Genomic DNA, 12,719 nt, shown 5'->3' with positions numbered 1-12,719 from the left:
TTTCTACTTTTTATCTTTTTTTAAAAACATGGTTTCTTTAATATGTTTTAATCTATTAAAAACCTTTTCTTTTATTTTTATGGGTTCACTTTTATTTTTGTTCTTTGGGTCGTACAACATGCCTGTACACAAGCACATTTTTCTGTTGGTACGCGTTAAAACATCGTAATTTTTACAGGTTTGACACCCATCCCAAAAGGTTGGATCGTCGGTTAACTCAGAAAACGGTACGGGTTTATAACCTAAATCCGTGTTCATTTTCATAACAGCTAAACCTGTTGTGATACTAAATACCTTCGCATCTGGAAATTTGGTTCTAGAATGCTTAAATACTTTATGCTTTATTTTTTTTGCTAAACCAGCACTTCTATAATCTGGATGAACGATTAAACCAGAATTCGCTACATATTTACCATGTCCCCAAAGTTCTATATAACAAAAGCCAGCAAACTTATCGCCATCTAAAGCAATAACAGCATTGCCGTTTTCTAGCTTTTTGGTAATATATTCTGTTGTACGTCTAGCAATACCAGTGCCTCTAACAGCGGCAGATTCTGCTATCGTATCGCAAATAATTTCTGCGTATTTAGAATGTGATTTATCAGCAATTACAATTTCCATTATAATTTTTTAATTGAATTAAAAATTAGTTGATTTTTTTGATGAACTAGATTTCCCTAGTCTCTTAAAATGAAGTACGCCCTAAGGGCGACGTGGAAAAATATAGCCAAGGAAACGCTTGTTAAACAAATAACTAACTATATTTTGAAATGCTATAAATGCTGTTTTGTACACTAAGAAAAAAATTAAAATTACGTTTGGGTTTTGCTACTACAATAAGACTAAATGCGGCGGCGATTGCGCGCAGGCAAACCGGGTATAGAACAACGTATTTTATTTTTTAAAGTTTTCATTATGTAAAATTATAGCTTTATTTTTAAAATGAAGAATGAAACCCTAACTAATTGAATAAAATTATTAATTTCTTGACATTTTAATGGTTTTATTTTTGATAATTCAATTTTCACTAAAAATCTCTAATTATGAAAAACAAAAAACCTCTAATAAGCACATTTTTCGCGCTTTACTAGAGGTCTTTTTGACTATAAACACATTAAAACACAAACACCTAAGCATTTGGTTTTAATTACAAAAACTACTTTTTATACTCAAACGATCTTTTAGATGTTTCAGCTTCTTTGGGGAAATCGTTAGGCACATCTGTTTGTTTTACCTTTCCTGTCGCTGCCCATTCTGTACCTCTTGTTAGAAGCGTTATAAAGCCAACACACTCTAAGGCCTCCACATCGTGTCCTAAAGTGGTATGAAAAACTCTACCCTTACCATAATCAATAGTCATTACTACAGGTTCCTTTTGTTGCAATTCTTCCGCTTTTAAAGTGGTAACTGCTGTAGCCAAAACGGTTACATTATTGGCAGGTCCTCTTAAAAAAGCATAACACTCATCGATAGAATGCATCCATTCTTTTGGCAAGCCTTTCGTTATTGGGTGTTCAGAATTATAAGTGGTCACTAAAAAATCTTCACGCTTACCGTGTTTCCCGCCTGGACCCGCTGTATAATCTTTTTTAGGCTTATTATTTTCATCTATATACAAATAAGGCCCATTTTTTTCAGTCCGGTTTCCCCAGCCACCAATACCGATCATTTCATTATAAGCTTCCCAATTAGGAAAACAATTATCTGCCGCATGCACACTTACAAAACCACCTCCTTTTTTGATGAATTTCTCGAAATTTCTCTGGGTCTTTTCGGGCCATGGTGCCGCTTTGTATCCAAAATTAGAAATCACAACATCGTATTTGGAGAATTTAGGATTAAAATCCGGGTCAGTTTTCGACTCGCCTTCAACACCCTCTGGCACATTGGCTAAACTTAACCATTCTTGATGCTTTTCACTTTTATTTAAAAACTGAGTTCTAACAATGTCCACTGTAAACATCCCAGTTTCTTCTAAATACTGCTTCATCATAATGGTTGACTTTGGCCAAACATCATGGTTGTTTTGACCATCAACAATTAAAACTTTTATGACGCCGTCATCAATGGTAATCGCGAAAGTGTTCATGCAAAAGCAAACACTCATCAATAAAAAAACAAACTGTTTTATATTCATTATAACTTATTTTAATTCGAACAGGCTTTCATAATTCATTTACAAAAACACTACTGAATGTTTTAATTATTAGATTCCTAAAATAGATTTCAAAAAGTTCTCATCTGGTTTTGCCCCTGCAAAGTCGTCAAAACTACGTTCGGCGGCCTCTATAATATGACTCTGAATAAAAGGCGCTCCTTCTCTAGCTCCTTGTTCTGAAGACTTAATACAGCATTCCCATTCCATCACTGCCCAAACATCACAGTCATATTTAGTCAATTTTGTAAAAATACTTTTAAAATCGACCTGTCCATCTCCTAAAGATCTAAATCTTCCAGCGCGGTCTTTCCAGTCGGAATACCCTCCATAAACACCTTGTTTTCCTGACGGATTAAACTCGGCATCCTTCACATGAAAAGCTTTAATTCGCTCGTGGTAATAATCTATAAAAGTTAAATAATCTAACTTTTGAAGTACAAAATGACTCGGGTCATACAAAATATTGGCACGTTTGTGATTTCCTGTGGCGTCTAAAAAACGTTCAAAGGAAGTTCCATCATGCAAATCTTCTCCTGGATGAAGTTCGTAACACACATCAACTCCCTGTTCATCAAAATGATTTAAAATAGGCGTCCAACGTTTTGCTAATTCTTCAAACCCCATTTCAACCAAACCTTGAGGACGTTGTGGCCAAGGATAAACCGTGTGCCATAACAAAGCCCCTGAAAATGTAGCGTGCGATTGCAAGCCCAAACGACCACTTACGGTTCCTGCCTTTTTAACAGTATCGATAGCCCACTCGGTTCTTGCCTTTGGGTTGCCTTTTACTTTATCTGGAGCGAAACCATCAAACAAGGTGTCATAAGCTGGGTTTACAGCCACTAATTGTCCTTGTAAATGCGTTGAAAGTTCTGTTATTTCTAATCCGTAAGAGTTTACTTTTCCTTTTAGGTCGTCGCAATAGGTTTGACTTGTTGAAGCGGTATCTAAATCGATTAACCCCGACTCCCAAGTTGGTATTTGAATACCTTTATAACCCAAATCTGCAGCCCATTTACATATGGAATCTAAACTATTAAACGGCTTTTCGCTTCCTACAAATTGTGCTAAAAATATAGCTGGTCCTTTAATTGTTTTCATTTTTATATTATTTTTCTAGATCTACCCAAACATTTCCATTTTTATGAGATTTTACAGTACTTTCTATAAAATCCATACCTCGTACGCCATCTAGCATTGTTGGAAACTCTCCATCATTATACGTCTCTTCTCTAATCGCTTTTGCTACTCCTAAATATATATTAGCCATCGAATCAAAAATACCTTCCGGGTGTCCTGGAGGCAATTTGGTTCCTCCTAATGACAAATCAGAATTATAGGCATGACCTGGTTTGTAAACTTGAGTAGGCTCTGTATCACTTAATTTATATAAGAAATTAGGACGCTCTTGCTCCCAACGAAATGCGGCCTTTGCCCCATAAATAGTGATTGCTAGCCCGTTCTCTTCTCCGGTAGCTACTTGACTACTGCGAATAACACCTTTGGTATGCTCGCCCATTCGGATAAGTGCTGTACCATCAATATCCATTTTATTATCAGTATATAAATAATTGAAATCACATAACACAGAATTTATACGCAACCCCGTTGTATATTCAATTAAGTTAAAAGCATGCACACCGATATCTCCCATGCACGAACTAATCCCTGCTCTTTTAGGATCTAATCGCCATACGGAAGATCGTTTTTCTTCATCATGAATAATAGTGTTAATCCAACCTTGATAATAACGTGCATCTACCTTATGAATCTTTCCTAAGTCTCCAGATTTAATCATTTCTCGCATTTGTCGCACCATCGGGTACCCTGTATAGGTATGTGTTAGCGCAAAAACGGTTCCTGCTTTTTTATGAGTTTCTTGTAAAATTTTAGCTTCTTCCAAAGAGGTTGTCATTGGTTTTTCACAAATAACATGAAACCCATTTTCCAACAATTTTTTAGCCATTGGAAAATGAAGAAAGTTTGGAGTTAAGATAGAACATACTTGAATACGCTCTTCCTTTGGTAATTTCATTTCTTCCTCAATGAATGTATCAAAATCTTTATAAACCCTATTTGTTGGAATATCAATTTCTTTAGCGAAATTTATATTTTGTTCAAAATCAGGATTGAAAACAGCTCCTACAATTTGATAGTTATCATTAATATGAGACGCCACCCGATGTAAAACTCCAATTAAAGAGTCGCCACCTCCACCTAAGATTCCCAATCTAATTTTTTTACTCATCTGTATTATTTATTACTTTATATTAATTTAAATTTCAGAAGCTTTCGCTTGTTTTTTCATGTAGATATTTAAGCCCAAAAACGCCACAATAAGAATCGCTGGCAAAATAGACATGGTTCTTAAAGCCTCGGCGGAACTTGCATTGTCCATTAAATTCCCCATAATTGGTAAAACGATAGATACGGAGAACATACCCGCACCTCCCATTATTGAAAGTCCTAAGGCGCCTGTTTCCGGTAAATATTCTGCAACAAAACCTAACATAGTTGGCCAGAAAAATGTAACTCCAACAGCAAAAACTGCGGCAGCAAGAAATATCATTCCGCCACTTGTAACCGTAAGTAACCATAAGCCTATAAAGGTGAAAATGGCCGAATACATCAACATCCCAGACGGTTTCAATCGATGCACGACTTGACCTGCAAACAACCTACCTAAAGCCATAATACCATTAATGAACGCCAGTACTAATAAAGGCGCCTCTACAGATTTCTTTAAAAGTGATTCGATACGTTGTGTAGTACCCAACTCTGAAGCTGCTGTTAAAAGCATACAAAAAACCATAAATAAGAATAAGGGTTTTAAAACACTCGAAAACATCTTTTTATTACTAACACCCAACTGAACACGCTCAGTCACTGGCATTTTTTGTCCAAAAAACAAGACCGCATACAACACTAATGGTATGAATAAAGTTGCCACCATCACTTCCCAGCTTAACCCCATCACATCCATAGTAAGCCACCCAACAAGCGCTCCTATTACGATACCTCCAGGAAACCAAACGTGAAACCTGTTTAACATTTTGGTTTTTTCTGTAGTGTACATCGAGGCAATCATAGGGTTTAATGCCGCTTCAACCATCCCGTTTCCTATACCTATAAACAAGGTTGCTATGAATAACGAAGTCATGGAATCTGCCATTAAAGTTAAAACGATCCCTATAGCATGAGTAACGAATGCTACCCAAGTAATTTTTTTTATTCCTAATAAATCTACCAACGGACCTCCAATAATCATAGCGATTGTAAACCCAAAAAAGGCAGGAGCAAATGCATATCCTAATTGCTCTAAAGTTAAACCGACGCCCTCTGGACCGAAAACGGATTCTAATCGCGCTCTAATAGCGAAGGTCATTGCTGTTGTAATTAATGCGAGACAACTAGCTAGGAAAAGTCTGTTTTTGTTAATAGTTTCCATACTTAATAATTTAGTTTAATTGGTTGGTTTTAAAGTTACGTCTTAAATTAGAACTGAAACTCTATGGTTAAAAGCCCCTTTTTTCCTTAAAAAAGGCAGCATACACGCAAAAATTAGAAACATCACTTTATACAAAATGAATAATGCTCTAATTATGATAATACTGTGAAAATAAGGAATTGGAATAAAAAAGACGTCTATTTTAATTCAGTGAAAAAAATTAAACAATCTAGAATATGCATTTAAGCAAATTCTACATGTGTATTTGCACACTTAATTCTGTAAGCATTTGGAGAGCATTTCTCGTGCTTTTTAAAAACAGTCGCGAAGTACTGACTTGAAGTAAACCCACACATATAAGCCACCTCGGCAATGGTTAGGTTTTCGTTTTTCTGAAATATTTTTTTGGACATTTCAAGGCGCTTCATCGTTAAATAACGCATGGGTGTTAGATTGGTTATTTGCTTACAATGGTAAGTAAACCGTGTTAAACCCACACCTGCAGATTGCGCCATTAATTCAATAGTCCATTGGTCGGCAAGGTTATTCTCTAACTCTTTTAAAAAGTAACCAACACTTCTAGAACTATCGGTTAAAGCTTCATTTAAAACAATATCATTTGTATCTAACAAATCGAGTAAAGAAAGCAATAAGTAATTTATTAGAATTCTAATTCTTGAAGCATTACTCCCTCCTTTGTCTGTAGAAACCGCTTTATTTATTTGAGAAAAACAATCTTTAATACTTTGATTGGTTTTTAAGATAGATTTTTCATTATACCTTAAAATGGTTGTTAAACGTGCTAAATCTGGTTGTGTAAGCGTAATCCAATCGGGCCAAACCCATTCTTGATGTGGCCTTCTAACACCCAAATCTAAAATAACCCAATAGAATTTCCCCATACCAATATGCGGATTCCCAACTTTATGAGCTTCCCAAGGGCGCGTAATGGTAAGATGGTTTGGCATTAACAACACCTCTTTTCCTTCTTGCGCATAAGGCATGCTACCAGACTCTAAAAAATGAAATTCAATTCCCTCATTTCTATGCCAATCTAAACCCCAATCTTGTGGTTCATTTGCATCCCAATACCCAATACTATTTAAACCCAATGTATTATCATCCAGCCGATCACCCGGATAGGTATGTCTAGCAAGGGCTTTAAATTTTATTTTTTTACGTTTAAAAGCATCTGTTAATGGCAAACAGGTATCAGCGTGGTAAACAACACCACCAGCCTTATAGGGCTCTATTTTCTCTTTGTTTATTTTCACTGAAATTATTTAAACATTTACACATGGCAAATTACGTATTTTTTACCAATTGTAAATTTTATTTTAAAACACGCTAACGCTTTAGTTGATACAACAACGCTGTAACCGCTATAATGAGCCCAAGAAACTCTCTTGTTCCCTCTAAATAGGGTTTTTCATAAACCATTTCACCAAAAAGCTCCGATTTATTCTCAGTTTGCAACCAGTCTATTAAAAACATAAAATGCACGCTTGCATACATTAATAGGCCCAAAACAAATACTAGTATTAGCTTTTTAGGTATTAAAATAAAATTAGCACTTAACGACACAACCGCAACGCCCATATATATTAAAACCCACACTAAAGGATCGGGATCGTTTAATTGAATAGCCGCAAAAAGGGCAAACACAACAAAAAGACAACTATTTACTATTAATTTAGTTCTGGGTAATGGATTCTTCAACAAAGCACGTTTCTTTTAAAATGAATACTCAAAAATAATTAATCTATCGTTAACTTATAAAAACACAAACTTAAAGCATCCTTTAAGTGTTTAAAACTTTTCAGTGAGTTAATATGTACTCAAAAAGAGATTTAATTTTATAGATTTGTTAGCAATTCCATAAACCATAAACCCTCTCTCTTATTATTATGAATCAAATCAAATTTTTAGCACAACTATTAATAATGGCTAACGCCCTTTTTATTTGTGCACAAACAAGCATTAACGGCACCGTAAAAGATAGCAACGGTACGCCAATTACAGGTGCTAACATCACCTTAAACACTAAACCGACCGTACACAGCACAACGGATGCTCTTGGCAATTTTAGCTTTACAAGCATCAAAAAGGGCACTTATTCACTAACGATTTCACATTTAGGATATCGAACTATTGAAGATTCCATTCTTGTCGATTCTTCGAACACTACGCATACTTATGTTTTAAATACCGATTTACTAAACTTACACACCGTTGTAGTAACCGGCACCTTTAACCCTAGAACGCAATTAGAATCTAGCACCTCCATAAGTACACTTACCGCTAAACAAATTAAGCAAGTTTCGCCACAAGGCACAGCCAGTTTACTTCAAAACATACCTGGCACTTATACCGATGCATCTGCTGGCGAGGTATTTACCCGAGTTTACACGAGGGGTATTTCGGCTGCAGCCGAAGACGATATGGGCTGGTATTATGTGTCTTTACAAGAAGATGGCTTACCTGTAAGCCTATTACAACACTCTTATTACGGGCCAGACCTATTTCACCGTGTCGATTTAACCACCCAAAAAGTGGAAGCTTTAAGAGGCGGAAGCGCATCAATAACCGCTATGAACGCACCTGGCGGTGTTTATAATTTTATTTCTAGAAATAATACTGAAGGCTTAAGTGGTGAAATTCAAACGCAAAACGGTATTCAAGGTGAGGGCAACCCAACACATCGAGTCGATGCTGTTTTAGGCGGTGCCTTAGGAAATAATTGGTTTTTCAATGCGGGTGGACACTATAGATATGAAGACGGGGCAAGAAACACAGATTTCACTTTTAGTAAAGGCGGACAATTTAAATTCGATGTTACTAAAGAAAACGCACATGGTTATTTTAAACTTTATGCAAAATACTTAAACGACTACACGAACAGATATAACGGTGTAGCGGCCACAGACTGGAATAACCCTAAACCAGCCTTTGGTCAAGATTTTAATTCTACAGCCTTATTAATGCCTGCTTTTAAGGCAGCCATTCCTGATGGAAGATATTTAAACGAAGGCGTTACCAACACTTTTGATCCTTCACAAGGTGTGCACGCTAAAGATTTAGCTTTTGGTTTTGACTTGTTTCAAAATTTAGGCAACAATTGGTCGGTAAAAAACAATATCAAATTTTCATCAAAAAGCGCTAACTGGCAAACCTCTATAAGTAATGCTTTTGTTTCTATTAGCGATCCTACTGTTTACTATTTAGTAAGCAACGGTAACCCTTTTCCTGTTGGACAAATTGTTTTTCGTGACGCAAATTCAGGTAGTGAATTGGCTAGAATTGATAATAGCGGAATATTTAACGGAAACCCTTCTGAATATTTAACAAACGACCGATTGCCAAATGATGCCGTACTTGGCACCTCAACCTGGTATAAAGACAATGCTTCCGATGAAATTATGCAACAGTTAACATTCAGAAAAAAGCATGAAAATCATGATTTAAATCTTGGGCTTGCCTCTGGTTTTTCAGACACTTCTGTTTTCACTCAAGGAAGTTTTGCTTTTTCAACTTACGAAAATAACCCAAGAATGCTTCAGGTTACTTTGGAAAACCCAAACGAACCAGTTTTAGCATTATCTGACAGTAATGGCGTTAGTAATTATGGTGGATTGTTTTTCACGAATAGCAGAGCCACCGCTACGCAGCTAGCGGCTTTTGCAAACGACCAATGGAAATTATCTGACAACTTAGAACTCGACTTAGGACTTCGTTTTGAATCTATTAAACACAAAGGTAGCAATGACAGATTTGCTCCGTTTAACCAATCGGGAGGTTTAGATGGCGATGACAACACGGCTTATGACAATAACATTCTTCAACCTACAGGAGAACAAGACAACTTTAATTACAACTATAATTACCTATCCTATTCTACCGGTGTTAATTACAAAATAACGAATGACGCTGCTTTATTTGGACGCTTCTCCAAAGGACACAAAGCACCAGAATTGAATTATTATTTCAATAATTTTTCAAATGTTCCAATTAATAAAAAAGGGGAAGTACAGGATATTAACCAAATAGAACTCGGATTAAAATCAAACTTAAAAAACCTATCATTTACAACCACCTTATTTTGGAGTGAGCTTAAAAACATTGGAGTCACTAATTTTGAATTTGATGGAGACACCAATAGTATCTTTTACACACCAATTCAATTTAACACATCTCGTACCGTAGGTTTAGAATGGGAAAGTGTTTATGCGCCTTTAGAAAATTTTGCTTTTCGTTTTAACGGAATCTTCCAAGATCCAAAAGCAACGAAATGGAACGTTTATGATGCTGCTGGAAGTGTAGATATGAGTGATGATAGCACCACCGATTTTTCAGGAAACAGATTAGCCTTCAACCCTAAATTAATGCTTAATTTAACTACTGAATACGCAAGAAACGGGGTGTCCTCTTTTATAAAATGGCAATATATGGGCAAACGTGAAGGGAATGCTGCCAACGCTTTTCAACTAGCTGCTTATAGCATTTTTAATGCTGGCTTGGGATACCAATTTAACAAGCATATCTCTGCAAATATAATAGCGACTAACGTTCTAAACTCAGATGGACTAGCCAACTTCTTTGGAGCCAATTCTTTTGGAGCCAATGCTAATGGTGCTACACCTGAATACATTGAAGCCAACCCTGACGCTAGCTTTATTGTGGTACCCGTATTACCAAGAGCTACACTTTTACAATTGAACTACAGTTTTTAAGTTTTAAACATTTAAAATAATTCATAAAAAAAAAGGTTGAAATTAAAATTTCAACCTTTTTTTTACTTATTCGTTTTGACTACTTTTTCCCTTTTTCAAGTTCTTTCAACGTCCAGTAATCTTCTCTATCTTTCGATTTTTCTCTAGCATTTCTAACTACTCTTTTATGAACACCACCTACATCATTCATCGCTCTTACATACGTTAGCACATCAGCTATCCATTCATCACTATTAGAATTCAATGGCATCATAATACCATACTCTACACCATCTACAGGACCTATAAGTCCGTTTAATAATATCTTACTTAGCAATTCTGTATCATCACTTACAACACGAGGACTACCAATTAAAGACGGAGCAACAAGTGCATTTCCTTCTAGAGGAACACCACGCATATCTGGACCATGACAGGTAATACATAATTGATTATATGAATCGTAGCCTTTTAAAATACTGCGTTTATCGCCTAAAGATCTTCCTGAGATCCGTTCTTTTAATTGTGCTAACTTAGAATCATCTTTCTTTAAACTCTCTGTCACACCATGCGAAATAATTTCATTATTTTCATAAGCTGCACCAATAGCGTTTAGTAATTCTGTTGCCTTTTTATCTTTACTGTAACGTAAACTTAAAGCCACTTGATTCACCACTTCCAGAGAGGTATCTTTAGATAAAGCCTCTAAACCTTTTAGTACTCCAACATCACCCGATTTTAGAAACTTTTCACTTAACCTGATTGCTGTAACTCTTACTCGCGCATCTACATCATTAAACTTTTGTTTAATAACTTCTTTATCAACAACACCCAAACCTTCTAGAGTCCAAAGGGCATGCACACGCTGTATTCCTAAATCTCTATCAGTTCCAAATAATTTAATCCACCAAGATTCATTATCCAAGGCTACATCTTTTAATTCTGAAACAACCGATTTATCATCCTTTAAAATAATTAATTTCTGAGCTGTATCGCGGTACCATCCGTTAGGGTGCCCTAAATACTCTACTAAATCTGATGCTGTTTTATCTAATAACTGAGGTCTAACATCCGGTTTTATATCTTCATGAACAATTCTATAGATTCTTCCCTTACCTATGTTTTTATCCAACGCTTTACGGATAATTACAGGACGTAAGCTACTCCCTTTACGTGTCCAGTTACTTTCTTGAATAATACCTCGGTACATATCTACAATATACAAAGCACCATCTGGACCTGTTTTGGCTTGTGTTGGTCTAAAATTTAAATCTGTAGACGCCATAAACTCTGCTTGATCATAAGCATTGTATAACACCTTTTTACCATCTTCTACTTTTACTTTCGCTCTACGGATAAGTCTTCCAACCGGTTCTGGTATAAATAAATCACCATAAGTTGAAGGAGGTAATTTATGACCTCTAAAAATTTCTTGTCCGGCTACTCCTGTAAAATGGTTTAATGTATTATCATCACGCAATCTTTTTGGCCCTCCTTGTACATCTGGTGTACCAACAACTGGCCAAGGCTCAATAAAACCTTCAGACAATCTACCTTCAGGGTTATAATCACCATAAACTGCAGGTTGCTGAAAACCATACGCAGGGTTTTCACTTCCTGCTGAAGAGTAATACATATTACCCATATCATCTTGAGATAACCCCCATTGACCACTTGGCATGTTTTCAAGTGAATCTACCACTACTTTGTTTTTAGTAAATTTAAATCGGATTGGGTTATAGGTTGTGTACACCCAGTTATCTAAATTCCAAATTAATCCACTTTGCTGATGCTCTAAATTCCCCCCTCTTCGGTCTGGATTGTAGTAAACACGTTCTTTTTTATCGGCGACACCATCATTATCAGTGTCTTTGTAACTCCATAAATCATAAGAATAGGTTTCATTAACTATCAATTCATTTTCAAGCGGCAGTATCATTCTTGGTAACATCAAGCTATCAATAAACACCGTGCTTTTATCCATTTTCCCATCACCATCTAAATCTTCAAGCAGCTTAATTCTGCTAATAGACCTGTTGGTACCAGTACCATCTACATCTTGCATATAGGTATTCATTTCTGCAACGTACATGCGTCCGTTACCATCCCAAGCAATGGCAACTGGCTCATCGACCATAGGTTCACTTGCTACAAGCTCAACTTTATAACCTTCTGGCAAATAAAAAGTATTCATACTTTCTTCTGGAGAAAGAAATGCTGACGTTGCTTCTCTTACAATTTCAGGTTTTTCATAAATTTTGTCTATATACTCTTTCTTTTCGCAGTTGAAGCAAAGTAAAACTAGTAGTAAAACAGGTAAAATGTTTTTAATTATCATTTAGTTTAATTTTATTGGTAAAATATCCTTAAGATTATAAAGAAATAAATTTAATTTACATTCTTA

The 12,719-nt window shown here is 35.9% G+C and carries 9 protein-coding genes; 1 reads left to right on the top strand and 8 read right to left on the bottom strand.

Annotated elements, in window-relative coordinates; all coding sequences use genetic code 11:
- Nucleotides 1-3: 3 nt before the first annotated feature.
- The 7 genes from Q5N74_RS12445 to Q5N74_RS12415 all read right to left on the bottom strand — a co-directional run bounded on the left by Q5N74_RS12445 (nt 4) and on the right by Q5N74_RS12415 (nt 7,325).
- Entirely contained in the window at nt 4-621 is a 618-nt protein-coding gene (locus Q5N74_RS12445; RefSeq protein WP_304389168.1) for a GNAT family N-acetyltransferase, read from the bottom strand.
- Between the two features lie 535 nt (nt 622-1,156).
- Nucleotides 1,157-2,137 carry a ThuA domain-containing protein gene (locus Q5N74_RS12440; RefSeq protein WP_304389167.1) on the bottom strand — a complete coding sequence of 327 codons (981 nt, stop codon included), beginning with the start codon at nt 2,135-2,137 and terminating at the stop codon, nt 1,157-1,159.
- A gap of 69 nt (nt 2,138-2,206) precedes the next feature.
- Nucleotides 2,207-3,259, bottom strand: coding sequence for a sugar phosphate isomerase/epimerase (locus Q5N74_RS12435; protein WP_304389166.1), 1,053 nt, complete (start codon nt 3,257-3,259; stop codon nt 2,207-2,209).
- Nucleotides 3,260-3,266: 7 nt separating this feature from the next.
- Complete coding sequence (locus Q5N74_RS12430) at nt 3,267-4,406, bottom strand: Gfo/Idh/MocA family protein (protein WP_304389165.1); 1,140 nt, start codon at nt 4,404-4,406, stop codon at nt 3,267-3,269.
- 27 nt (nt 4,407-4,433) lie between these two features.
- A complete protein-coding gene (locus tag Q5N74_RS12425; RefSeq protein ID WP_304389164.1) occupies nt 4,434-5,606 on the bottom strand; it encodes a sugar MFS transporter in 1,173 nt (390 codons plus the stop codon).
- Between the two features lie 242 nt (nt 5,607-5,848).
- Nucleotides 5,849-6,880, bottom strand: coding sequence for a helix-turn-helix transcriptional regulator (locus tag Q5N74_RS12420; RefSeq protein WP_304389163.1), 1,032 nt, complete (start codon nt 6,878-6,880; stop codon nt 5,849-5,851).
- Between the two features lie 73 nt (nt 6,881-6,953).
- Complete coding sequence (locus Q5N74_RS12415) at nt 6,954-7,325, bottom strand: transmembrane 220 family protein (protein WP_304389162.1); 372 nt, start codon at nt 7,323-7,325, stop codon at nt 6,954-6,956.
- 188 nt (nt 7,326-7,513) lie between these two features.
- Between Q5N74_RS12415 and Q5N74_RS12410 the strand changes: the two genes are divergently transcribed.
- The gene (locus Q5N74_RS12410; RefSeq protein ID WP_304389161.1) at nt 7,514-10,336 is read left to right on the top strand and encodes a TonB-dependent receptor; all 2,823 of its coding nucleotides are present in this window, start codon (nt 7,514-7,516) and stop codon (nt 10,334-10,336) included.
- 79 nt (nt 10,337-10,415) lie between these two features.
- Here the strand turns inward: Q5N74_RS12410 and Q5N74_RS12405 are convergent, their stop codons facing one another.
- Nucleotides 10,416-12,653, bottom strand: coding sequence for a cytochrome C (locus Q5N74_RS12405; protein ID WP_304389160.1), 2,238 nt, complete (start codon nt 12,651-12,653; stop codon nt 10,416-10,418).
- Between the last annotated feature and the right edge of the window lie 66 nt (nt 12,654-12,719).

This window comes from Mariniflexile sp. AS56 (genome assembly GCF_030552475.1).
Classification (GTDB): domain Bacteria; phylum Bacteroidota; class Bacteroidia; order Flavobacteriales; family Flavobacteriaceae; genus Mariniflexile.
Note: the sequence above shows the minus strand (reverse complement) of the source record. Positions and strands in the feature narration are given on the sequence as shown.